The sequence below is a fragment of the Chitinivorax sp. PXF-14 genome (assembly GCF_040812015.1).
Lineage (GTDB): Bacteria > Pseudomonadota > Gammaproteobacteria > Burkholderiales > SCOH01 > JBFNXJ01.
In genome coordinates this window covers 65,965-89,227 of the sequence record NZ_JBFNXJ010000011.1, presented here as the reverse complement: position 1 = coordinate 89,227, position 23,263 = coordinate 65,965, and the positions used below count along the sequence as shown (strand labels likewise).

24 protein-coding genes and 1 tRNA gene are annotated in these 23,263 nt (G+C 61.4%); 8 read left to right on the top strand and 17 right to left on the bottom strand.

Annotation, left to right across the window (positions count from 1 at the left end; genetic code table 11):
* Positions 1 to 54: 54 nt before the first annotated feature.
* Positions 55 to 1,356: a 23S rRNA (uracil(1939)-C(5))-methyltransferase RlmD gene (gene rlmD, locus ABWL39_RS14075; protein ID WP_367792314.1), complete on the top strand. Its 1,302-nt coding sequence runs from the start codon at positions 55 to 57 to the stop codon at positions 1,354 to 1,356.
* A gap of 65 nt (positions 1,357 to 1,421) precedes the next feature.
* Here the strand turns inward: rlmD and ABWL39_RS14070 are convergent, their stop codons facing one another.
* Entirely contained in the window at positions 1,422 to 2,117 is a 696-nt protein-coding gene (locus ABWL39_RS14070) for a Bax inhibitor-1/YccA family protein (protein ID WP_367792311.1), read from the bottom strand.
* A gap of 160 nt (positions 2,118 to 2,277) precedes the next feature.
* On the opposite strand from ABWL39_RS14070, the gene ABWL39_RS14065 reads away from it, so the two are divergent.
* Positions 2,278 to 2,365: transfer RNA gene (locus tag ABWL39_RS14065), tRNA-Ser, on the top strand.
* A 232-nt stretch (positions 2,366 to 2,597) separates the two neighbouring features.
* Here ABWL39_RS14065 and ABWL39_RS14060 read toward each other — a convergent pair.
* The 15 genes from ABWL39_RS14060 to ABWL39_RS13990 all read right to left on the bottom strand — a co-directional run bounded on the left by ABWL39_RS14060 (position 2,598) and on the right by ABWL39_RS13990 (position 15,450).
* Positions 2,598 to 3,056: a transposase gene (locus ABWL39_RS14060; RefSeq protein WP_367792308.1), complete on the bottom strand. Its 459-nt coding sequence runs from the start codon at positions 3,054 to 3,056 to the stop codon at positions 2,598 to 2,600.
* A gap of 498 nt (positions 3,057 to 3,554) precedes the next feature.
* Positions 3,555 to 5,570 carry a DUF927 domain-containing protein gene (locus ABWL39_RS14055; protein WP_367792305.1) on the bottom strand — a complete coding sequence of 672 codons (2,016 nt, stop codon included), beginning with the start codon at positions 5,568 to 5,570 and terminating at the stop codon, positions 3,555 to 3,557.
* Positions 5,571 to 5,657: 87 nt separating this feature from the next.
* Complete coding sequence (locus ABWL39_RS14050; protein WP_367792302.1) at positions 5,658 to 6,683, bottom strand: toprim domain-containing protein; 1,026 nt, start codon at positions 6,681 to 6,683, stop codon at positions 5,658 to 5,660.
* A complete protein-coding gene (locus ABWL39_RS14045; RefSeq protein ID WP_367792299.1) occupies positions 6,673 to 6,984 on the bottom strand; it encodes a hypothetical protein in 312 nt (103 codons plus the stop codon). The genes ABWL39_RS14050 and ABWL39_RS14045 overlap by 11 nt, the downstream gene beginning before the upstream one ends.
* Before the next feature lie 17 nt (positions 6,985 to 7,001).
* Positions 7,002 to 7,439: a hypothetical protein gene (locus ABWL39_RS14040; protein WP_367792296.1), complete on the bottom strand. Its 438-nt coding sequence runs from the start codon at positions 7,437 to 7,439 to the stop codon at positions 7,002 to 7,004.
* A 281-nt stretch (positions 7,440 to 7,720) separates the two neighbouring features.
* Positions 7,721 to 8,005: a hypothetical protein gene (locus ABWL39_RS14035; RefSeq protein WP_367792294.1), complete on the bottom strand. Its 285-nt coding sequence runs from the start codon at positions 8,003 to 8,005 to the stop codon at positions 7,721 to 7,723.
* Entirely contained in the window at positions 8,002 to 8,433 is a 432-nt protein-coding gene (locus ABWL39_RS14030) for a hypothetical protein (protein WP_367792291.1), read from the bottom strand. Before ABWL39_RS14030 ends, ABWL39_RS14035 begins: the two co-directional genes overlap by 4 nt.
* Positions 8,430 to 8,669 carry a helix-turn-helix transcriptional regulator gene (locus ABWL39_RS14025; RefSeq protein WP_367792288.1) on the bottom strand — a complete coding sequence of 80 codons (240 nt, stop codon included), beginning with the start codon at positions 8,667 to 8,669 and terminating at the stop codon, positions 8,430 to 8,432. Before ABWL39_RS14025 ends, ABWL39_RS14030 begins: the two co-directional genes overlap by 4 nt.
* Before the next feature lie 124 nt (positions 8,670 to 8,793).
* Positions 8,794 to 9,525 (bottom strand): hypothetical protein, encoded by a 732-nt coding sequence (locus tag ABWL39_RS14020; RefSeq protein WP_367792285.1) that lies wholly within the window; start codon positions 9,523 to 9,525, stop codon positions 8,794 to 8,796.
* Positions 9,522 to 9,899, bottom strand: a complete 378-nt coding sequence (locus ABWL39_RS14015) for a hypothetical protein (RefSeq protein WP_367792282.1) — start codon at positions 9,897 to 9,899, stop codon at positions 9,522 to 9,524. Before ABWL39_RS14015 ends, ABWL39_RS14020 begins: the two co-directional genes overlap by 4 nt.
* Positions 9,900 to 9,963: 64 nt before the next feature.
* On the bottom strand, positions 9,964 to 10,401 hold the full coding sequence (locus ABWL39_RS14010) for a hypothetical protein (RefSeq protein ID WP_367792279.1): 438 nt from the start codon (positions 10,399 to 10,401) through the stop codon (positions 9,964 to 9,966).
* A complete protein-coding gene (locus tag ABWL39_RS14005) occupies positions 10,398 to 10,628 on the bottom strand; it encodes a DUF4160 domain-containing protein (protein ID WP_367792276.1) in 231 nt (76 codons plus the stop codon). The genes ABWL39_RS14010 and ABWL39_RS14005 overlap by 4 nt, the downstream gene beginning before the upstream one ends.
* A 349-nt stretch (positions 10,629 to 10,977) precedes the next feature.
* The gene (locus tag ABWL39_RS14000; RefSeq protein ID WP_367792274.1) at positions 10,978 to 12,219 is read right to left on the bottom strand and encodes a tyrosine-type recombinase/integrase; all 1,242 of its coding nucleotides are present in this window, start codon (positions 12,217 to 12,219) and stop codon (positions 10,978 to 10,980) included.
* A gap of 538 nt (positions 12,220 to 12,757) precedes the next feature.
* On the bottom strand, positions 12,758 to 13,765 hold the full coding sequence (locus tag ABWL39_RS13995) for an acetoacetate decarboxylase (ADC) (RefSeq protein ID WP_367792271.1): 1,008 nt from the start codon (positions 13,763 to 13,765) through the stop codon (positions 12,758 to 12,760).
* Positions 13,766 to 14,211: 446 nt separating this feature from the next.
* Complete coding sequence (locus ABWL39_RS13990; RefSeq protein WP_367792269.1) at positions 14,212 to 15,450, bottom strand: NADH:flavin oxidoreductase/NADH oxidase family protein; 1,239 nt, start codon at positions 15,448 to 15,450, stop codon at positions 14,212 to 14,214.
* Positions 15,451 to 15,765: 315 nt separating this feature from the next.
* On the opposite strand from ABWL39_RS13990, the gene ABWL39_RS13985 reads away from it, so the two are divergent.
* The 3 genes from ABWL39_RS13985 to ABWL39_RS13975 all read left to right on the top strand — a co-directional run bounded on the left by ABWL39_RS13985 (position 15,766) and on the right by ABWL39_RS13975 (position 17,871).
* Entirely contained in the window at positions 15,766 to 16,512 is a 747-nt protein-coding gene (locus tag ABWL39_RS13985) for a type 1 glutamine amidotransferase domain-containing protein (protein WP_367792520.1), read from the top strand.
* Between the two features lie 76 nt (positions 16,513 to 16,588).
* Positions 16,589 to 17,002 carry a MerR family transcriptional regulator gene (locus ABWL39_RS13980; protein WP_367792266.1) on the top strand — a complete coding sequence of 138 codons (414 nt, stop codon included), beginning with the start codon at positions 16,589 to 16,591 and terminating at the stop codon, positions 17,000 to 17,002.
* A 284-nt stretch (positions 17,003 to 17,286) separates the two neighbouring features.
* Positions 17,287 to 17,871, top strand: a complete 585-nt coding sequence (locus ABWL39_RS13975) for a TMEM175 family protein (protein ID WP_367792263.1) — start codon at positions 17,287 to 17,289, stop codon at positions 17,869 to 17,871.
* Between the two features lie 79 nt (positions 17,872 to 17,950).
* Here the strand turns inward: ABWL39_RS13975 and ABWL39_RS13970 are convergent, their stop codons facing one another.
* Positions 17,951 to 19,045, bottom strand: coding sequence for a fatty acid desaturase (locus ABWL39_RS13970; RefSeq protein ID WP_367792260.1), 1,095 nt, complete (start codon positions 19,043 to 19,045; stop codon positions 17,951 to 17,953).
* Between the two features lie 426 nt (positions 19,046 to 19,471).
* Between ABWL39_RS13970 and ABWL39_RS13965 the strand changes: the two genes are divergently transcribed.
* From ABWL39_RS13965 to ABWL39_RS13955, 3 genes are all read left to right on the top strand, one after another.
* On the top strand, positions 19,472 to 20,143 hold the full coding sequence (locus ABWL39_RS13965) for a TetR/AcrR family transcriptional regulator (RefSeq protein ID WP_367792257.1): 672 nt from the start codon (positions 19,472 to 19,474) through the stop codon (positions 20,141 to 20,143).
* Positions 20,144 to 20,214: 71 nt separating this feature from the next.
* Positions 20,215 to 22,653: an acyl-CoA dehydrogenase gene (locus ABWL39_RS13960; RefSeq protein ID WP_367792253.1), complete on the top strand. Its 2,439-nt coding sequence runs from the start codon at positions 20,215 to 20,217 to the stop codon at positions 22,651 to 22,653.
* A gap of 99 nt (positions 22,654 to 22,752) precedes the next feature.
* Positions 22,753 to 23,151, top strand: coding sequence for an acyl-CoA thioesterase (locus ABWL39_RS13955; RefSeq protein ID WP_367792249.1), 399 nt, complete (start codon positions 22,753 to 22,755; stop codon positions 23,149 to 23,151).
* The last annotated feature ends 112 nt before the right edge of the window (positions 23,152 to 23,263 follow it).

Sequence of the window (23,263 nt, the reverse complement as noted above, 5' to 3'; positions counted from 1 at the left end):
CTGGCGTTCTGCGGTAAAATGGCCGGCTTTTCGATTCACATCAGTCGTTTAGCCATGCCTATCGCCACCATCGAATCCCTCGACCACGAGGGCCACGGCATTGCCCACGTCGAGGGCAAGGTCATCTTCATCGACGGCGCGCTGCCGTTCGAAACCGTCAGCTACCAGTCCTACCGCAAGAAGCCGAGCTTCGAGAACGCCCAGGCCACCACCATCCATACCGAGAGCTTCATGCGCGTGAAGCCCAAGTGCCCGCATTTCGGCACCTGTGGCGGTTGCTCGATGCAGCATCTGGAAGCGGGGGCCCAGGTGGCCGCCAAGCAGCGTGTGCTGGAAGACAATCTCGAGCGCATCGGCAAGGTCAAGCCCGAGCGCCTGCTGCCGGCAATCTACGGCCCGAGCTGGGGCTATCGCTACCGTGCACGGCTGTCCGCACGCTTCGTCGAGAAAAAGGGCGGCATGCTGGTTGGCTTCCACGAGAAGCGCTCCAGTTTCATCGCCGACATGACGAGCTGCCAGATCCTGCCCAAGCGCATCTCCGACCAGCTCGTGCCGCTGCGAGGGTTGATCGGCTCGCTGTCGATCAAGGATCGTATGCCGCAGGTCGAAGTTGCCTTGGGCGATCAGGTCGATGTGCTGGTGCTGCGTATCATGGAGCCGCTCAACGCCGACGATGAACAACAGTTGCGCGACTATGCCGACCAGTGGAAGGTGCAGTTCTGGCTGCAGCCCAAGGGCCCGGATACCGCCTATCCCTTCTATCCGCTCGATGCGCCGGCGCTGACCTACAGCCTGCCCGAGTTCGGCGTCGTCATGCCGTTCCGGCCGACCGAGTTCACCCAGGTCAACCACCAGATCAACCGCGTGCTGGTCGAGCGCGCGCTGAACCTGCTCGACCCGCAGCCGGGCGAGCGTATCGCCGACATGTTCTGCGGGCTGGGCAACTTCACGCTGCCGATCGCGCGCCGTGGCGCCACCGTGCTGGGTATGGAGGGTAGCCCCGGCCTGGTGCAGCGTGCCGTCGACGGCGCCGTGTACAACGGCTTGGCGGAGCGCACAGAGTTCGTCGTCGCCAACCTGTTCGAGATGACGCCGGAAAAGCTCGCCGATCTTGGCCATTTCGACAAGATGCTGATCGACCCGCCGCGCGATGGCGCCGTCGAGCTGTGCAAATCGTTCACCGAGGGCAATCGCCCCAGGCGCATCGTCTATGTCTCGTGCAGCCCGTCGACGCTGGCGCGCGATGCGAGCGTGCTGGTCAACGTGCAGGGCTATTGCCTGGTGGCGGCCGGTGTCGTCAACATGTTCCCGCACACGGCGCACGTCGAGTCGGTGGCCTTGTTCGAATTGCCCTGACGCGAGCTTCAAGGCGACAAAAAAGGCGGCTCGATGAGCCGCCTTTTTGCTGCTGCGGGTTGCGCTTAACGGCGGTCGCCGGCAAATGCCATCAGCAGGTTCAGCAGGTTGACGAAGACGTTGTAGATGTCCAGGTACAGCTGCAGCGTGGCCATCACATAGTTGGTCTCGCCGCCGTTCACGATCTGGCTCACGTCATACAGGATGTAAGCCGAGAAGATCAGCACGGCAATCGCCGAGATCGTCAGCGCCAGCGCCGGAATCGCAAAGAACAGGTTGGCCAGTGATGCGATCACCAGCAGGATCAGCCCGATGAACAGGAACTTGCCCATGAAGCTGAAGTCCTTCTTCGTGATGGTGGCCAGTGCCGCCAGCGACGAGAAGATGATGCCGGTGCCGCCTGCTGCCAGCGCGATCAGCGTGCCGCCGTTGCTGAAGCGCAGGGCCGCCGCGAGCGAAATCGACAGCATCAGCCCCATGAAGAAGGTGAAGCCGAGCATCAGGCCCACACCCAGTGCGCTCTCACGGTTGCGGCCGATGCCCCACATGAAGCCGAACGCGCCCGCGAGGAACAGCAGCGGTGCCATGATCGGATGGCCGGCAAACAGCATCCAGAAGTTGGTCTGCACGCCGACCAGCGCGCCCGCCACGGTCGGCAGCATCGACAGGCCGAGCAGGGCATAGGTGTTACGCAGCACCCGGTTGCGGGATTGTGCAACCTCGGCGCCATACTGATAAGAGGTATGCAGCGGAGTGTTCATAAGCCGGTAGGCTCCTTTCATTGATGACCCTGCTAAGACTATGTGAGCTGCGGGAAAGTTTCAACACTGGCACGGTGCGCGCATTCGCGGTAACATTCGCTCCCTGCCGCGACGAAGGCCATTGTCGCTGGCGCGAAACCCCGGTTTCGCAGACAATTCAGGAGGTTTGGGTGAGTGGTTTAAACCAGCAGTCTTGAAAACTGCCGACGGGCAACCGTCCGTGAGTTCGAATCTCACAGCCTCCGCCAAATTAAAAAATAAGCCAATGATTCCATTGGCTTTTTTATTTTGTTGGCGAGAATGGCCCATTAAACGGCCCACAAACAGTTCAAAATTTTGTGGCTCCCGGTTTCTGATTTAACCATTTCTCTCCGCCAAGCGCACAAACACAAAAAGCCCGACTCAGGGCTTTTGTCATGTTTGCTGGCCGCTCTTGGGGCTTGGGGTGCCAAGCTTTTGCCTCACCCTTGGTTAGACTGATCACGAGGGACCACGGTTCCTCAGTACCGGCTCCACCAGACAGCCCGGCCGCAGCTCCAGGCCGGCACATTGCATGGCGTCATCGAGTTGTCGCTGTAGCTGCCTGCCTTCGGCGGTGCTGGCAATAGCGCGCCGGAAGTTGCCGATGGCCGATGCGCCTGGCGGCCTGGGCTTCCAGGGATCAAGCCCGACGAATGCGGCGGCGCTGTGGCTGTCGAGTATCAGTGATTCGGCAGCCTCATCGCTGACGCGGTAAAGCTGCTGTAGCACCCAGATGCGCAACAGCAGCATGCGTGGATGGCTTGGGCGCCCACCGCGCGGGCCTGGCGTAGGCTGTGCGATCAGCCCGGCCAGGGCATCCCACGGAACCACGCAATCCAGCCGCTCCAGTATATCGGCGCGCGCCGGCCTTCTCGCGGCGGGCCAGGCGATCGAGGTAAACAGGCTTCTATTCCGCATGGGGTTGTCTCCACAAATACCGGGAATACTCCCGGTTGATTGAAAGCGAACGGTACAGGGTGGGCCGTTCACCCTGTCCGGCATCCATCTACATCCGATAATGAAAGGTCCGAATTACCCGTGAACGGCATGCCTCGGGAGGACCCATCACCCGGCAGGGGGGGTGAACACAGGTCGGCCACCTGCCCCTGCACATTCGTCACGGCGTATTTATATGGGGTGACAAAACCAAACTTATGCCGGCCTTGAATCGGGAAAAGTGCGGGTCATCGCTTGCCCATTTTTGGTGGCGCTGAACCGCTCTTCTCCACCCATTCCGGGGCCACCGACCTACCCCCCCCTATCCGGGGGAGTGAGCGGAGTGCGCGGAGTGAGCGGCCACAATAAATCAATGACTTACATGTGAGCGGATAACGGACCAGATGTGGGCAGCCCAGAAATGTGAGCGGCGCCACGAAACCGCTACAAGCCAATACTGGCGCGGCTTTCAGGCTTGTCTCAGTCGTCCATGGCGCCCATCACATCGGCCAGTTTTGACCCATCCACAACGTACACACGGCCCGGTATTTCGACGTTCGGCAGGCGGGCTTCATTGCGTGATTTCGAGGCCTTGCCGCCCGAGCCGGGCGCGATCACGCCATGTTGAAGCAGCACCTTGTTTGCCTGCCTGAAATTCATTCCGGCGAATATATCCTTGGCCCAAGCTTCGCTGAAAACGTAGTAAACCCACGTGGCCGACTCATCGAGCGAATAGCCCGCCTCACCGACCACCGGCGAGCCGTCGCCGGCCTCGATGCAGCCCGGCCGGCGCAGCCAGCGATAGCCGACGCGCGCCAGGGTCTTGCCCTTGTGGTTATCGGCGTCGCTGGTCTTGTCGTCGGTCAACCGCGTAAAGCGGCCTTCGCCGTGCGCCTCAAGGAAGGCAGCCAGGCGCTTTACTATGTCGCGCTCTTCGGTGCTGCCTGCCGTGCCCCGGCCGCGCAGCCAGGTCTTGAAGCACTCGGTCGCCGCAGCCAGGGCCGCGCCTTCCGGCCAGCCCGTCACACCCCAGCCGGTCGCCAGCTCGCCGGCAATGCCGACCAGGGCGAAGCGCGCCGCCGCGCGGCTTACCTGCCCGTGGGCGCCACCGGGTACACAACTGCCGATGAACGCATCCTGGGCGCTGCGGATACCGGCCGCGAGCCCGGCCCTGTTTGTTACCAGGGCATGCAGGAAGGCACGCCCGGCGGCGCCGTGATAGCGCCCGGTCATCGCCTTGACGTGATTGGAGAACGCCGCGCCATCGGCCTGGCCATGCAGTGCCACAAACAGGCCACGATCCGGCAGCGGGAGCGACAACAGGCGCATCTCCAATCCAGCGAAGCCTTGCTTGCCGACACTGGCCAGGTGCTGCTGTAGGGTCAGCTCGCCGGCCGACAGGAACAGCAGCCGCCAGCTTGCCGCCTTGCGTAACCCGCCCGTGTCAGTCGCCCGGGCTTTTGCTTTTCCATTCCCCAGCATATACACCGTCTGATCGATGACGCGGGGGTCGCATTCCTTGATCTCGTCGAGCAGCAGCAGCGTATCGGCGTAGGCGCGGGCGATACCCTCAAGGGCGTTGTCGGTGGCCCGCCAGGTCTTGCAGTAGTCAGCGGGCTTGCCCCAAACCGATGCCGCCATCGAGAGCAAGGTAGACTTGCCTTGCGAGCTGTTGCCGTACACATGAAACCCGCCCGACTCGGCGCCGATCAGCTCCAGCAGTGGCCCGGCAAAGGCCGCAGCGCTAGCGAACAGCAGCAGCGGGTTATCGACGCACAGCGCGGCCACGTTGCGCCGCCACTCGTCGAGGCTGCCCTTGTGGCTGTACGGGGCTGGCGCGCGGCCAGCGCCAGCGGCAAACACCCGTCTCTCAGGGGCTTCGCCAATCTGCTCTTCGCCTAGCAGGAACACCGGCGCATGCCAGCCCGATTTGTCCACCAGCAGCGCGCGGCCAATGGGGTCTTGTTCGCGCAGGTAGCGCAACAGGTATTCACGTGCCTTGAGCCCCGACCCAATACGCAGGCCGGCATCGGCAAGCTGCCTGATCACCGGGCCGCCGCCCTCGGTAGCCAGGTCGGACGATAGCAGGTTCATTTCCTTGGGGTTCTGGTCAGGATCGGTAAAACGCACCAGCTTGCCCCAGCTCCCGCCGGCCTCATCACGTGTCTGCTCCAGCACATCGAGCCGGGCGCACACGTAGGTGGGTGGTGCGTCGCTGTCAGGGTCAGCCTTGAAGAAAACCCCTTTGTCGCCAGCGCTCCAGTTACCGCTGTCGCTCTTGCGCACAGTGGGCGATGCCTTGGCCTTGCCGCCCGCTGGCGTTGCCTTGGTGGGCGTTCTTGTGGCTTTGCCGCCGGGCTTCGCTGTGGCATCATTCTCTTTGGTGTTGCTGTGCTGTGCGGCGTCGAGTAGCGGCTCGGGTGTCGCGTCCAATGAGGCGGTGTCGGTGTATTCCGGCGCCGCTTCAACATTTCTGAGTCTGTCCAAATCATTCATTGCTAAGCCTTTCCACAGCGCCAGGGCTGGCGCTGCTGTCCATCTCCCCTTGATCGAATCTCCTGTTCACGCTCTTCGGCGCGGTCGTCATTCAAACGGGCGGTAGTCGTTCAATACGTCGAGCCAGTCTTTGCCGGCTTCGGTCGGTAACAGTAGCCGCACCTGCCGGCCTTCTTGCGTCAGCCTTTGGGCCAGCGCCTGGGCCGCCTTGGTGCCGGCTGGGTCGTGGTCAGCGGCGATCAGTACCGATGCCACGCCGGGCGGTATTTCGACATGCTCCAATCCCCACGCCGACACAGCCGCCCACACCGGCCAGCCGTTGGCCTGGCGTACAGCCAAAGCAGTCTCGATACCTTCGGTCAGGGCCAGGCGGGTATCAGGCTCAAACAGCCGTATCGCAGCGCCACGCGCGGTGCCGCTAGTCGCGGTCCACTTCTTCACGCAAGGGACAGCGGCCTTGTCTCCGTCTGGCGTCAGCCAGGTTTGGTGCAGCGCGATGCACTTGCCGCCGGGCTGCTGGATGGCCGCCAGCATCGCCGGCCACTCGCCCAGCTTCACTGGCGCGGCGCCATCGTCGCTGGGCTGGTAGTACGGCAAGGCGCGGTGATGGCGCAGCGCGGCCGGGTAGGCATCGAGCCGCAGGCCACGGCGGGCCAGGTAGCGGCCAACGGGACAGGCGCCCGTCACCGGCCCGGCCTCGCGCCATAAGGCCGCGATGCGCCGCGCGGCACGCTTCAAGCGCTCGATGTCCGGCGGAACCACGGCAGGGGCTGCAAGAGCCCTTTGCGTGGCGGCAATCGGCATGCCTGGCGTGATGGGCGCGATATGCAGATGCCCGGCCACGTTGCGCATGGCCCCGATGAAATCGCAATCGAGCCAGGCCGCGAGCAGGTGAAAGCCATCGCCGCCTTGCGGGCGGCATTGGTTGCACACGTAGGTGCCACGGCCTTCTCTATCCTTGAAGCTGAAACGGTCGGTCCCGCCGCACATCGGGCACGGCTTGTGGCGCTTGGTCAGCGCCTCGCGCGGCAGGCCGGCGGCAGTCAGGATGTCAACCCACTGGCCGACAGCCTGGCGCTTGATCAGGTCGAAATCGAGGCGGTCAGCCATCATGCCCACCTTCACCCGGTTCGGGCCGATAGATACCGGACAGGCGCGGGCCAGCCGCGCGTCTGTCTGCTCGGTCGCGCTCGATTTCGTAGGTCAGCGCCTCGGAAATACACTGCTGGATCAGCCAGACGCCGTGGCTGGCGTGTTCATCCGTATCCCCCGGCGCCAGGTTCAAGTCTTGCAAGGCCGCAAGCGCTGCTCGGCAGTTGGTCAGCGTGTTGGCGGTGATACTGTCGATCAACGGGTTTTGCGGAATGGCCGGGCGAGCAAAGCCCGCCGATGCGTTTTTGCTGTCGGTTTTCATGCGATTTCCCCTGTCAGTCAGTAAATGTCTGCGGCTTCGCCGGTCAGTAGGTCTGCTGACGGCGCCAGATGCAGCCGGCGAAAAGCCAGATAGGTGGGATCGATGAAAGCGGCGCGCACAAACCAGACACACAGCTCATGCTTGACCGTCATGGACAGCTTGTAGCCGTAGAGAGGGCAATTCCCCACGATCCACGAACAGAATTCGACCCAGGTTCGGGGCTTCTGCGGAATACGGGCACCGGTAGGGATCAGGTTCAAGGCGCGCAAACTGGCTTCGTCGCCAGTCACAAAACACACGCCATCGCCGTAATCGCAGAACTGCAAATGCGGATACAAGCCGGCGATGCGTGCCACATCCGGGCTGATGTTGCGCTTTGCCACCTTGCGGCTGTAATTGGCGGGGAAAAGGGTTGCTGCAGGCGCCGTGTCGGCGCGGGATTGAGTACTAGCCATGATCTGGCCTCCTAGTGTGCGGTTTGTATTCCCGCACCTCGCTGTCAAACGAGGGTGGCGGGCCGAAACGGGGTTGACAGACCGGAAGCTAGGCACCGGCGCACCCGTAGGTGCCCCCGCCCGGCCCGCCGTAGAGGCGTGACTAGGCATTTCGGACAAAACAATAGCCGCATGTGGCGGCTGTCCGCCTAACTTATTCGAGCTGTCAAACTCGGTCGCAGGATTGACTGCGACGGCTGCATTATGGCGCCAGGTGGCTCGCGCTGCAATGGCTGTGGGCATCATGCCGGCGCCCCACGCAGCATGGCGCGTAACAGCCGCTCGCGGCCGCTGCGGCTCAGAATGCCGATCTGCACACAGGCAGCGCAGGCCGATGCATCGAGCCAAGCACCTGGTACGGCGAGCACCGCACCCAGCACCAGTAAACCGGCATGCGCGACAGCGCCGCAGCAGGTGCACCGGGGCTGGTGGCGGCACTCGGGCGGGCGCTGGCCCTGATGGCGGGCAGCCTTGGCGCGGGCGCGGCGCCTGCTGCTGGAGGGTTTGCGATAGGGGGCTTGTCTCATCTGTGCCCCCGGATCGTTGCCAGGCAGTCAGCCTCGGCGGCGTCGGCAAGTTGGCCGGGGTATTTCCCGGCAGCCGCTTCCACAAACGCCGCGTAGCCGACTTCCAGCGCTTCAACGACATCACACAGTTTGCGGGCAGACGGCTTGGCTGCGGGCCACCATCCAGGCAGCACCTCACCGCGCAGGGCGATGAATGCCGCCGCCTCGCTGGCCCGCAGTACGACCACGGCGCCATTAGGCCACACTGCCGCTACCTTTCCGTCATTCGAGTGAATTGGCCGGGCGGCGAGCGTCAACTCTTCAATCCGGCGATTCAGGTATGGCGCTGCTGGCGACATGCGCCCGGCCAGGCGCGACAAGGCCTCATCTACAGGGATGAACGTGACTTGCCGCAGAATGTCGGTGGCGGTGGCGGTGGCGGTCATCATGCGGCCTCCACGCGTCCGGCAATCCACATAGCAATATCGGACAGCCTCCACGCGACTGCGTTAGTGCCGATTCGTATCGTTCTCGGAAAATCGCCGCGGGCCATCAAGGCATAGATGTGCGAGCGTTTGAACCCCGTCGCGGCCTCAACATCCGGCAAGCGCAGGAGGGGGTCAATCGAGGGGATATGGGTAACTTCCACCTGGGGGGTGGCCTGCTTGACGTGCTGTGGCTTCATTGTGTGCCTTTCCATAAGGACCCATGCGGAATGCATTGGATGGAGGCACTTTATGTAACGGGGGAAAACGTATCACATGGAAAAACTGGCGATTTATTCCATGTGACAATTCGCGCGGCTTGTGTTAGGTGGATTTGCGCCCTTGGGATTTATGTTTTTTCCGGCCCGAGATGTAATCGCAAACCGTGGGCAGGCTCAGTCTCCAGGCAGCGGCCAGGCTATTGGCAACGGCGACGTACCGCTTAACGGCCGGATTTGAGGGCTGCTGGCCGTCACTAAGTCGCGGGATGTGGCCCGCTAGAAAACTGGCGGATGAAAGCGTTTCCTCCCACACGGGTTGGCCTTTGGCAAAATCATCCACTTTCATGCGTTCATACATCCGCTGGAACGATTCGCGGATGACGGTAGCCGATACCGGCACGCGCTTCCCGGCCTTGGTTTTGCCCCTCAGCAGATCGAGCAGCAGGCCGCACAACTCGGCGGATATTGGCTCTCCGCCGGGGTGGCGCAGGGCTTCAACCGTGCTGACAAGCTCGTCAGCCAGGGCGCCGCCGCTCCGATAGATTTGAACGTACCCAGCTAGCCGCAGCCGCTGCTCGTCTATTGGCGCCTGCTCCTTGCCCAGCCAGTACAGCAAATCAGCGCTGATCTCCGCGCCATCGCCCCAGCTCAGGCCACGGCCATCTACGCCCGGTTTCGCCCTGGCGAATCGTTCGCCATCACGCAGGACATGCAGCGCCGGAAAGCACTCGATCTGGGCGCCAATCTCGATTAGCAATATCTCCCCGCTTGACCACTCGATCAGCAGCCCGGCCGGCGGCGTGGCTGTTACGGCCAGGATAACTGGCGTGGTCATGCCGCCGCCCGATCCGGCAAGCGCATGTCGAGCACGATCTCGGCATAGGGCACGCATACCTTGCCATTGTCGCCGCGCTCGATCGCCAGCCATTCGGCAAGCTTTTCAACGTCGCCGTGGACGTTCTTGTAATCACGCCCCAGTTGCCGCGCCAGCTCGGCCACCGACGCCGGGCCGATTTCACGTAGCTTGCCGATCAACTCCCAGCGCTTGGGGGTGAATACGGCCAGCATCTGCCCCATATCGGCAAAGCCCATGCCGAAATGATGCGCCGGGCTGGCGCCGCTCTCGATTGCCGTCATGGTTCCGGCGGCATCGGCCAGGCTATCGGCAACGGGGAAGCCTACGCGGATTTGCAATACCTCTTCGTTCATTGTGCCGCCTCCTGACCCGCCGATGGGCCGGCGGCCATATTGCCGAAAGCTGGTGCGTCGTGGCTCACGCCGCAGCCCTGTGGCGCATTTCCCAGCCAAGGCAGGCCAGCCCGACTACCAGCGGGATCGGCTTCGACCCGGAGCAGTAATACGCCACCATGCGCCGCGACAGACCTAGCGCCGTCGCGGCCGTCGTCAACGTCAGGCGGTGGCGCTTCATCCAGTCGCTAAACTCTGCCGGTGTCGGCAAGCCTGCCTGCTGCCGGCCCAGCTCGTAAAGCTGGTCGGCCCCCATATCGGCAGCGCCACCCCACATCACGCTATGCCCCCACAGACCGGGCGCCGCCTGGGCGAAGCACGCAGCATCACGCAGGGAATGCAGCAGTTCGAAGCGTTCGATCTGCTCGCCAATATCCGTGCGCAGGGTTTCACCGGTTGACCATTCGATGCTCAGTACGCTGGGCGGGCAAGCGCTTACGTTCAGAACAGTGGGCGCTTTCATTGGTTGACTTCCTTCCATATGGTTTGCAGGGCCTCGCGATTTGCCGCAGCCCATTCGAGTGCCGGCCGCAGGCGCCGGGCTGGAACCCGTCCCGCAATCACCGCCAGATCATCAATTGCCACCGCGCAGCGAGAACCATCCGAAAACACCACGTGAAAATGCGGCGGCGCGTGGTCGCGTGGGTAGACCTGAATGGCGCAATCGCCAAATAGCTTGACCGTGGGCATGTTAAATTGTAATGCAATGATTGCACCAAAGGCAATTGCGGCCCCGCCCGGTAGGGGCTGGCAAGAAAGCAATTCGCGCTGATTTTCAGGGGGGGAAAAGGCCTCAAAATGGGCCGAAAACCCTGAGATTTTGCACAAATTTTAAGCAGCTCGCCAACAAGGAACATGCATCGCAAATCGGCCTGAAAGCCGCGCCAGTATTGGCTTGCAGCGGTTTAGCGGCGTCGCTCACATTTTTGGCCTGCCCACATGTACGGTGTTATCTGCTCACGTGTAAGTCATTGATTTATTTGATCCGCTCACATCGCTCACACTGCTCACTCGCTGAGAGAGGGGGGGTGGCTGCCCATCAGGCTGTTTTGCGGATCGGAACCACGTCGCCGGCCGACTGCCTCTGCTCGCAGAAGGCGGCCCAATCCGCCATCAGTCGGCGGCGTTTTTCCAGCAGATCACCGCGACGGTAAGCCGCCTCGACTTTGTTCTCGATGGCATGCGCCAGGGCCATTTCAATTACGTCTTTTGGGTAGGCGGTGGCTTCGGCACACCAGTCTCTGAACGTCGAGCGGAAACCATGTGCCGTCAGGTCATCTCGCCCCATGCGCCGCAGTTGCATCAGGAATGCCATGTTGGATAGTGGCTTGCCGGTGTTGCGGCCGGGGAACACATGGCCCTCGTTGCTGCCCAGTTGCCTGGCTTCTTCGAGGATCGCCATGCAGCGATCCGACAGCGGTACTGTGTGCTCCTTTCTGGCTTTCATGCGCTCGGCCGGAATGGTCCATACCCTTGTTTCGATATTGACCTCTTCCCAGCGTGCGCCAATGGCCTCGCTGGTACGGCTGGCGGTCAGTATGCAGAACTCGAACGCCAGACGGCCGACGCCCTCCTGTTGCCGCAATGCCTGAATGAACGGCTGTATCTCCAGGTAGGGCAGGGCGGCGAAGTGTTCGGTTCTCTGTATCTTGCCCGGCGCGGGTAGCAATTTATCCAGCAGGCCGCGCCACTTGGCCGGATTGGCGGCTTGCCGGTGGCCCCTGGCTATCGACCAATCGATGATCAGTTCTACCCGGTTGCGTAGGCGGTTGGCCGTTTCGGTCTTGGTGCGCCAGATGGGTTCAAGCGCTTTGAGCACCAGGGGTAGATCAACATCCGCTATCGATACGCCGCCAAATACGGGGCTGGCATAGGCGGCAAGCGTGTTCTCCCACTGCTGGGCATGCTTGCTGTTTTTCCAGCCGGCGCGGTGGGCCTTGATGTAGGCTGCGGCGCAATCGTCAAACGTCATCAACCGCGCAGCGGCAAGCAATGCTTCCGCTTTCCGGTCTGTCTCTGCCTGGTGGCGGGCGTCGATTGGGTCAATGCCGCGCTTGGCCCGCTCTCGCGCCTCGGTCGCCAGTCGCCTGGCATCCGCCAGGCTGACTTCTGGATACGGCCCAAGCCCCATTTCACGTTGCTTGCCCTGTAGCATGAAGCGGTAAGCCCACGTCTTGGCGCCAGTATCCTTGACCCGTAACCATAGCCCCTTACCGTCGCCGTAATAGCCGGGATTCTTGATCTTCTCCACCCGTAGGGCGGTCAGCTTTTCAGCAGCCATAGTTCGACTTTCCTCTTGTATCGCGGCCCACAGAAAGTTGGCCCATGAAATGGCCCATGAATGGTATCTGGATTTCAGCGGAATGTGTCGGAATGTTATGGAAGCGGGTTTTGCAAATAGTTGTTATATATCAACTATTTTTGGATGGCTGCGGAAGGGGGCGAAATCGAGTTAGGCGGACACAGCCTCCGCCAATACATATAAAAGCCATTGAATTTCAATGGCTTTTTGTTTTTCTGCGCATCAGGCCCTGGCTTCTGCCCATGCTGGCGGTGAGTGTTGCAAGCGTACAATACGGGAAAGCCCACCGGATGGTGGGCTTCGTCATTTTCAGCAGGCCCAGTTATCTTGGTACCGCTCGTTGCTGCGCCGCCCGCCGCAGCGCCGGGCCAGGCGCGGGCCACAGGCGGGCTTGGCGGCGTGCGGCAAATGCCCTGGGGCTGCCTCTATTGCGTATCGCCCCACGCCAGCTCATGGCGCGGCAGCTCGGTATTCCAGCTGACACACCAAGCCTGCGCCGCCCATGCGGCGTCTCGCATCACTTGCTGGTCAGCAGGGTTGCCAGTGGCGCCGGGGCGTACAGTGCACTCTGGAACTCGGGCACGTACTCATATTTCAGCATTTTCCCCAGCTGCAAGGATTTAATATAGGTGGACAGGCTGCCGCCATTCAGTGCCAGATTGGCCGCTTCCGCGCTGGTGCTGGTGGCATGGCTGAGCTGCCGCGAGACGGCGTAACCATAGGTCAGCCGCCCCTGGTGATCGATATTGGTAAAGCTGTTGCTCACCATTTCAACCTTGCGTGAGGGGTTGGGCAGCTTCTTGCCTTCGAAAACCACGTCGGTCTTGCCTGTTTCGCTGTCTGTGATGGTGAAGGCCAGCGATTGTTCCTGGTCCTTGACGTCAATGCCGGTCAGCCATTTCGGCAGGTTGTATCCCACTACGCCCCTGACCCTTGCCAGCTCCGTATTGACCGGCAGCTTCAGCACATAGCCCCAGAAATCACTGGACAGCGACTGGCCGATCAAACTGAACGGGCCGAAATTGGAATTGCCAGGCTTATTGGTAATGATCGACAGGGCCACTTCGTTATAACTGTCGTTGTCGCAATAGTGATAAGAATAGGCAGTGAATGCGATCAGCCCTCGGCCTGGCCATATCTGCAGTGGCTGAACTTCTTTCAGCACGGCAGCAGGCATCAATTCTCTGAGCCTGCTAATGTCTGCCGTGTATACGGCAGTAATTCGGCTGTTTTTGTAATAGAAATTGGGCGAGTAGGATTCAAAGCCGATATCAACCTTTTCCTTCTTCATTCCCTTGAACCAGCCCAGGTCAACATCCGGCGCTTCCGATGCAATGACGGACAGCGGCGGATTGGAGCGATAGCGGTCATACAAGCCACCCGCTACCACCGGGACAGTGTGCCCGGCGATGTTGATGGTGGCATTGTCAGGCTGCGCTGTTGCTGCCGCACTCTGCGCCCAGCTGGGCGTGGCGGCGATGTTCAGGAACAGGCCGGTAATTGCTGCGACGTGGCGGAGATTCATGGTAGTCACTTTCAATGATTGGTTCGAGTCTGTGTCGGCAATCCGGATGGGCCGCTTTTCATCGTGAGGCGCATTATTTGAAACAGCCTTTCATCCGCGGTTTTTTGTTGACCAGAATGGCATGCCTGAATCCAGCTCTGCCGCTTCGTCAGCCAGATCACAGCGTAACTTTCAAGTTGACTTGATGGTCAAGCTATTTGCATCAACTTTTTGGCCGTGTTGCAAAAAATGGCGACAGCTATATTTGTGGGTTATTCAAGCTATCGATGAATTCGGCGAAACGGCAATTCAATCCGGCTGGACATATTCAGGTACGGCACATATGGCTGCCAAAAGCCCATTCCCACAAAAAAAGGCCAGCATGTTGCTGGCCAACGCACGGTTCAGGGGGGGCAGGCTGAGCGGGCCTACCTGCCGAATTTCGCTTATCGAATTTTCCGGGGCGATTACGCAGGAACGGCCTGGGCATTCATCCAGCGGCGATACTGGAAATTCCTGATCGTGGTGTCCCATTGCTGGTGTACCAGCGCCAAGGCTGGCGCCACATCGGGCCGGGTGCGCTTGCCCAGGCTGAGGCGACGCATTTGATACTTGACCATGGCCATGTAGCCGACCGAGGCCAGCACCTTGTTCTTCCACCGGATGGCGCGCAGTGTGGTCGAGGCCGAGGTATCGGCGCGCCATGTCTTCGGCAGCTGCGGGTCGATCGCCAGTGCGGTGGCCATGCCGGCGACGTCGATGCCGCCTGCCAGCACTTGCTCCACCACCGGGTAGCGGCGGATGCCGCCAGTCACCATGATGGGCATCTTGGCAACGGAGGCGATGTCCTTGGCGAACTCCAGGAAATAGGCTTCGCGCGCCAGCGTACGGCCATCGCGTGCCTGGCCGTGCATGGCCGGTGCCTCGTAACTGCCGCCGGACAGCTCGATCAGGTCCACGCCGAGCGGGTTGAGCATGGCGACGACCAGCTTGGCATCGTCGGCGCTGAAGCCGCCGCGCTGGAAGTCGGCCGAGTTGATCTTCACCGAGACGGCAAAACTGGCGCTCACGGCCTGGCGCACTTTCCGCACGATGTTCAGCAGCAGGCGGGCGCGGTTCTCGATGCTGCCACCCCAGCGGTCCGTACGCTTGTTGGTGATGGGAGACAGGAACTGGCTGATCAGGTAGCCGTGTGCGGCGTGAATCTGTACGCCGGTGAAGCCGAACTGTTCCGCCAGTTGTGCCGTTTTGACGAAACGGGCCTGCACGTCCGCGATATCGGCCTCAGTCATGGCGCGGGGCGCGGTGAACTGCTTGGAGAAATTACCCAGGTCCATCGCCACCTCGGACGGCGCGATGGTTTCCTGCCCCAGTGCGGCAGGCATCTGGCGGCCAGGGTGGTTGATCTGCATCCAGACCTGCGCGCCCTGCGTGCGGGCCGCGGCAGACCACGTTTCAAAGCGGGCGCCGAATTGCGCCGACTCCAGCACCACGCCGCCTGGCCCGGTCATGGCGCGGCGGTCGACCATGACGTTGCCGGTGATCATCAACCCGACGCCACCATCGGCCCAGGTGCGGTACAGGCGGATCAGGTCATCGGATGGGGCGTGATCCTTGTCGGCCATGTTTTCCTCCATGGCGGCTTTGGCAAGGCGGTTTGGCAACATGGTCCCGTTGGGCAGGCTCAGGGAAGTAAAGGGTGTCATCGCGGTCTCCCGGGTAATGGAGACTGCACGATAGGATTAAAGCTCACTTTAAGGTCAAGCCCTGCCTGAAAAAAATGTGCCTGCAGAGAGGAGGAGGGATGTCGCTTTGGTGGGCAGGCCACCATGGCCTGGCATGGCGCCCGGGTCAGGAAATGGGGGCGGTTGACATTGAAGTGGACTTTAATCTTAGCATGGGCCTTGCCAGTCGTTGCTGGCTGGCCTGCGCATGCGGCCAGGGCGAAATGCCCTATCATTCGGAGGGAACTACCCATGCTCATTTTCAAGAAACTGGCGCTGCTCGCCATGTCGTTACTGATGATGAAAGCCGCCGTGGCCGAGCCGGCAGCGGAGCCGTCCGTCACCGCTGGAAAGGTGCTGGTGGTCATGACCAATCATGACCGCTACCCAGGCAGAAGCGACCGTACCGGGCTGTGGCTCACGGAGTTGACGCACGTCTACGATGTGTTGAAAGGTGCCGGCTACGGCGTGGATTTCGTCAGCCCGAATGGCGGTGCCGTGCCGTTGGACGAGCGCAGCCTGGGCTGGCTTTATACCGATGCCACAGCCAGGGCGCGTCTGAATGATCCGGCTTTCATGGTGTTGTTGCGGTCGACCAAGGCTGCGGCCAGCATTGACCCGGTGGCCTACCGGGCCATCTTCTATACCGGTGGCCACGGTACGATGTGGGACTTCCGCGGCAGCCAGGCGCTCAAGCGGGTTGCCGAGGGCATCTACCGCAATGGCGGCATAGTCTCGTCGGTATGCCATGGTGCGGCGGGCCTGCTGGACCTGCTGGCGGACAACGGCAGGCCGCTGATCGAGGGGCATCGCGTCACCGGCTTTTCCAATCTCGAAGAGACGCTGTCCGGGGTGAAAGATCAGGTACCCTATCTGCTGCAGAGCGAAATGGAAGCCAGGGGCGCTCGCTACGAGAAATCGCTGATCCCGTTCAGCAGCTTTGTGTTGACGGATGGCCGCATCGTCACCGGCCAGAACCCCGGCTCCAGCAAGGAGGTTGCGCAGGCATTGTTGGCCGCGTTGCAGCGTGGGCGCCAGTCGTAAGTCCGTCAGCCAGTCATTGATGCTCGCCGCGCATCGCGCAGCCGGGCATCGAGCCAATTGTTTAGTCAGGTGCCGCATGAAAATCGGAGAACTCGCCAAACGTACCGGCATGGCGGCCTCAGCCATCCGCTTCTATGAATCCAAGGGCTTGCTGAAGGTGGCAAGCCGGCAGGCAAATGGCTACCGCGACTACCCACCGGACGCCGTGGCGGTGCTGACCATCATCGGCGACGCACAGCAGGCCGGCTTCTCCCTCGATGAAATCAAGCAGCTCCTGCCGGCGGACATCTCGTCCTGGCGGCACGACGAGCTGATCACGGCGCTCCTGCGCAAGGTCGCGGATATCGAGGCACTGGAAGCGCGCCTGGCGCGGAGCAAGGCGCATATCCAGTCGCTGATCCAGTTGATCAATTCCAAGCCGGAAGACATGGACTGCAAGGTCAACGCCGCCAGGGTGATGGCTGGCATGGGCATCACGAACGACAAGTAGGCCATGCCTGGCGCCATGAGCCACGGCACCTGTTGTACGCAGGCTTGTCGATTGCTTGCGTCACCTTTGTCCATCCGGTCTGCGGTACAGCGAGTCACCGGAAAGCATCTACGGAAGGCGCGACACTCTTCCTCACCGCTTCTTCTCATCCGCTTGGGGGGGGCTTGATGGCGATGCTTGCTCGTCGTGCCGTGCTTGGGCCTGAGTCGCGCCCGGCCGGGGCTGCTGACACGGGGCAAGGTCCATTATCATGCAACGTTTCTGTCGGGCGCCAAGGAGATGCCATGGGTAAGAACAGGCTTGAGGCCTTCAGCGATGGCGTGCTCGCCATCATCATCACCATCATGGTGCTGGAGTTGAAGGTGCCGCATGGCGAGCACTCGGAAGATCTGATGCCCTTGGTTCCGACCTTTCTGAGCTATGTGCTGAGCTTCATCTATGTAGGGATCTACTGGAACAACCACCATAACCTGCTGCACGCAACGCACCGTGTTTCGGGTGGCATCCTGTGGGCGAACCTGCATCTGTTGTTCTGGCTCTCGCTGTTTCCGTTCGCCACGGGCTGGATGGGGGAGAACCATTTCGCGCCGCTGCCGACGGCCGTTTACGGCGGCGTCCTGCTGATGGCGGCGATTGCATACTGGATGCTGCAGCAGCTGATTGTCGCCACCGAGGGCGAGCAGTCTGCGTTGAGGCACGCGCTGGGGGCGGATTGGAAGGGGAAGGTGTCGCCGCTGTTGTACGGCTTGTCGATCATCGCCTCGTTCTGGTCGCACTGGATGGCGCAGGGCATTTATGTGCTGGTGGCGTTGCTCTGGCTGGTGCCGGATCGCCGCCTCGAACGCGCGGTGCGGCAAGAGGGCGTGTAACCGGGAGTGCCCGCGAAATGGCACGTGCCCGGCCGATGTTCAGCCGCCGACAGGGAGCGACGGCTGAACGACTGGGGCCTCAGATCGGCTGACGCTTGAGTGCGGCGGCGGCTACGGGCTCATCCGCGCGCTGGAAGCGATTGGCGCGCAGGAAGGTACCGAAGTCGTTGAAGCGGACGCCCATCTCGCGCATTACCTGATGAGCCTTGGTGGCGGTCAGCTGGCGGATGTAGAACGGGTCGCGCACCATGAAGTGATGGATGGCATGAGTGGCGCCAAAATTGAAACAGAACAGCTGGAACGGCGTTATCCACCATGCGGTGACGACCTGGCATTGCTGCATGACGTTGCGGTCTTCGACATCGCCATAGTAGTGGATGTTGGAGCTGACAAAATGCAGACAGAAGGTGCGCAGGTGGCTGGGCAGCAACCAGGCCACGGCCACGAAGTCGAGCGTGTGGACGAGCTGCTGAGCCATGGGGCTGAGCGTGAGCGGGACGCCCAGGTGGGCTGCGACATAGGCCGTGGCATGGTAGGCCAGAAAGCCGTGCCAGGCGACATAGTGCATCAGGCCGATCGGCGAGTAACCCATCCACTGGCGCAGGTTGAGTAGCAGCTCCTCGCGGCGGCTGGCGGGCTTCTGCGCCTTGGCATAGGCGCGCACCATGCGGTAGGTCGATACGGGCCGCAGGAACACGGCGAGCATGTTGTCGCCGGTCATCAGCAGGCGCTTGAGCCCCCAGCTTTCGCCGTTGGTGATGCCGCGCTCCTCGAGATCGGTTTCGGTGCCGGAATGCTTGTGGTGGTGCAGATGAAGGTTGCGGCGTACCCACGGGCTGATCGTGCTGGGGCGAGCCAGCCAGCACAGCAGCAGCATCAGATGATAGGCCCAGGGGCGATCCTTGAAGTACATCAGGTGGATCAGGTCATGCTCGAGCTCGTGAATCAACGACTGGAACAGCGCCACCATGGGGATGACCATCCACCAGGCAAGCAGCCCCTTGGCGTACAGCACCGCCATGCTTGCCATGCCTGCCAGCGCGCCGGTCATGACCACGCTGCCGATCAGGTTCTGGCGGGCGAGTAGCGGGTACTGGTGGCGCAGCTCGTCGCCGGCCTGGCGGATCACGGCCTGTATCCGTGCCGTCTTCTGTTTGTCTGTCATGCCGTGCATGTTATTGATTCCCCTGCTTATTCTCTCGTTTGACCTGGCGCCACCCCATCTCGATCGCGGGATGTTCTCCTTTTATTGGGTGGAGTTTAAGCTCTAATTAGTGAAATGTCATTCGCGCTGTGAAAGTTTTTTAATTTAATCAATGGTTTGTAAGGTTGATTGCCTGTTGGTTTGTCTGACAAAAATTTAGGGGGATTCCCTTGATGGCGGGGCGGGCCGTATTTGTGCTGCGATGCAGGAGGGGAACACCGGGTGTCGATAGCCGATAGCGTGCAAAAGATGTCGCTTAACTCATTGATTATGCGTGGCTATGTTTGCTGGCGAAAATGCTCGGCATGAGGGGGCCCGCAAAAGCGGTTGACAAGTTTCACGCGCAAACGTATGTTTCAAACAATCGTTTGATCAATTGACGGTATCCACCTGAAGATGTCGCAACCCGATAACAATAAAGACACCGCAACGCGCATTCTCGATGCAGCCGAAGTGCTGTTCGTCGAGCATGGCTTCGAGGCAACCTCGCTCCGCATGATCACGCAGCGAGCCGAGGTCAACCTGGCGGCCGTCAATTATCACTTCGGCTCGAAGGAAGTGCTGTTCCAGGGCGTCGTGTCGCGTCGCCTGACACCTTATAACCGCGAATGCGTGGATGAGCTGCAGACGGCCCAGGCCGTCAGTGGCGACAACGGGCTGGATGTCCGCCAGATTGTCGAAGCCTTCCTGCGTCCGGCGCTGCGCATGGCAAAAGACCCCGCGCGTGGCGGCCTGATGTTCATCCGCCTGATGTCGCGCGTGTTCTCCGAGCCGCACCAATCGCTGCGCGAGATGCTGCCGACGCTCTACAACGATGTTCTCGATTACTACAGCGCCGCACTGAAGCGTGCGTTGCCTCACCTGTCGATGGAAGAAGTGCTGTGGCGCCTGCACTTCGCGCTCGGCACGGTGTTCTTCGCTTTTGCCGGCAACGATGTGGTCAAGCTGTTCATGAAGAGCCATATGTCCGGCGCGCGTGATCCGCAGCAGGTGGTCAAGCAGCTGATTCCTTATGTCGTCGCCGGCCTGACCGCACCCACATTTAAAGAAGAGGCCGAAAAGGCCTGAAGTCGTAGTGGAAACACACACACTGGAATGAACAAGCAAAACGGAAGGTAGTCTTTATGTTTTTTGGGGGTTTGTTGATAACGTTAGCCGTGGTGTTGATTCTCGGCTATGTCGGCGCACCGCTGATCGTCTGGTCGATCGCGGCGCTGGCCGGTACCGGTTATCTCGGCTTTATGGCTGGCTGCAGCCAGGCTTGGTTTTATGTTGCCGTGGCAGTGTCGGTTCTGCTGAACCTGAAGCCGCTGCGCCGTGCGGTGCTGACCGGCCCGATCTTCTCCGTCTTCAAGAAGATCACGCCCGCCATGTCGCAAACCGAACAGGAGGCCATCAACGCCGGTACCGTCTGGTGGGACCGCGACCTGTTCTCCGGCAAGCCCGACTACAACAAGCTCCACGCCTTCCCTGCACCCAAGCTGAGCGCTGAAGAGCAAGCCTTCGTCGACGGCCCGACCGAACAGCTGTGCGCGATGATCGATGACTGGAAGATCACGCATGAGCTGATGGATCTGCCTCCCGAGGTTTGGCAGTTCATCAAGGACAAGGGCTTCCTTGGCATGATCGTCAAGAAGAAGTACGGCGGCCTGGAGTTCTCGAACTACGCCCACGCCAAGGTCGTGACCAAGATCGCCACCCGTGGCGGCACCGCTGCGGTATCGGTGATGGTGCCGAACTCGCTTGGCCCGGGCGAACTGCTGCAGCACTATGGCACCGAAGCGCAGAAGAACTACTACCTGCCCCGGTTGGCCAAGGGCCTCGAAATCCCGTGCTTTGCGCTGACCAATCCGTACGCTGGCTCCGACGCTGGCGGCATCCCCGACTACGGCATCGTCTGCAAGGGGGCCTATACCGACCCGCGCACTGGCGAGCACCACGAGAATGTGCTCGGCATCCGCGTCACCTGGGAAAAGCGCTGGATCACGCTGGCGCCCGTTGCCACCATCCTCGGCCTGGCGTTCAAACTGTACGACCCGGAGCGCCTGCTCGGCGACAAGGAAGACGTCGGCATCACCTGCGCGCTGGTACCGACCGAGCACGAAGGCGTGCAGATCGGCCGTCGCCACTTCCCGGGCGGGTCCGCATTCATGAATGGCCCCACCATGGGCAAGGATGTCTTCATTCCGATGGAGTGGGTCATCGGTGGTCGCGAATTCGCCGGCCAAGGCTGGCGCATGCTGGTCGAGTGCCTGTCCGTCGGCCGCTGCATTTCGCTGCCGGCCATGTCGGTCGCTTCCGGCAAGATGACATCCTTCGTCACCGGCGCCTTTGCACGCATCCGTGACCAGTTCGGCCTTGCCATCGGCAAGTTCGAGGGTGTCGACGAAGCACTGGGCCGTATCGGCGGCTACACCTACCAGATGGATTCGGCGCAGCGCTTGGCGCTGGTTGGCCTCGATACCGGCGAGAAGCCGTCGGTGCTGTCCGCCATCCTCAAGTACCACAATACCGAGCGCATGCGTAAGTGCATCAACGACGCCATGGATGTGCACGGCGGCAAGGCCGTGGTGCTGGGGCCGCGCAACTACCTTGGCCGTTCCTACCAGGCGATTCCGATCGGCATCACCGTGGAAGGTGCGAATATCCTGACGCGTTCGATGATCATCTATGGCCAGGGCGCCATTCGCTGTCATCCGTTCGTGCTGCGCGAGATGAAATCGGCCATGGCGAACGACGGCAAGGAATTCGACGACGCCATCATCGGCCACATCGGTTTCGTCGGCAGCAACTTCATCCGCTCGCTGGTGCTCGGGCTGACCGGCTCGGCCATCGCGGGCAGCCCGGGATCCGGCCCGATGTCCGGCTACTACAAGGACATCACCCGGCTGTCGAGCGCGTTCGCGCTGTTGTCCGACATGGCCATGTTCTCGCTCGGCGGTTCGCTGAAGTTCCGCGAAAAGCTGTCGGCCCGTCTCGGCGACATGCTGTCCGGCCTGTATATCGCGACGGCGACGCTCAAGCGTTTTGCCGACGAAGGCTCGCAGCAGGACGACCTGCCGCTCGCCAAGTGGGCGGTTGAGGCGGCGCTGTACGACGTGCAGCAGGCAATTGATGGCTTCCTGGTCAACCTGCCGGCGCGTCCGCTGGCCTGGCTGCTGCGCCGCGTGATCTTCCCGCTCGGCATGCAATTCAAGCAGCCTGCCGACAAGCTCGGTACACAGATCGCGTCGCTGTTGATGCAGCCTTCCGCGGCACGCCAGCGCCTGATCGACGGCGTTTATATTCCAAAGGACGAGAAGGATGCCGTGGGCGTGCTCGAGCCGGCATTGAAGGCCGTCATCGAGACCGACCCGATCGAGAACAAGCTGCGCAAGGCGCACCGCGACGGCAAGATCAAGACGCCGGCTACCGCGGCACGCCTGCAGGAAGCATTGGACAAGGGCGTGATCAACAAGGCCGAATTCGACGCCGTGACCCGTGCACGTTCGTTGAAGCGCCAGGTGATTATGGTTGATGACTTTGACTACACACTGACGCACCACGACGAGAAATTGTTCGAACGTCAGCCGGTCTAAGCACATTTGAGGAAGAGGGAGCCTGACTCCCTCGGACTCATTGCGTCAGGCAGCCCATCGCCGGCCTGACACAATAGGTTCAAGGCAGAGGAAAACGAGATGACCGACCAGGAACTGCATACGACACTGCCGGATGAACAGCCGATCATGCGCTTGATGCCGCAGCCGGTGAACGCCAATGCGCAAGGTGCGATCATTGGCGGCTGGATGATGATGCAGGCCGACATCGCCGGCTCGATCGAGGCGCAGCGTTGTGCACAGGGCGTGGTGACGACGGTGGCGGTCAATGCCTTCCAGTTCCACCAGCCGGTACATGTTGGCGATCTGGTGAGCTTCTATGCCGAGCGCCTGCGCGTCGGCAAGACGTCGGTGACGGTCAAGGTCGAGGTATATGCGCAGCGCCATCCCGATCTGCTGACCACGGTCAAGGTGACCGAGGCCACCTTGACTTATGTCGCGGTCGACCCGGCGGGGCATGCGCGCGAGATGCCGCATTGAGGACGGGGTGCTGAGCGGGCGAGAGTCGGGCATATGCGTCTCGTTGCAGGCACATGGCTGAACAATGAATAAGGAGCACTTCACACGAGACAGGAAACAGGCTATCCAGAAG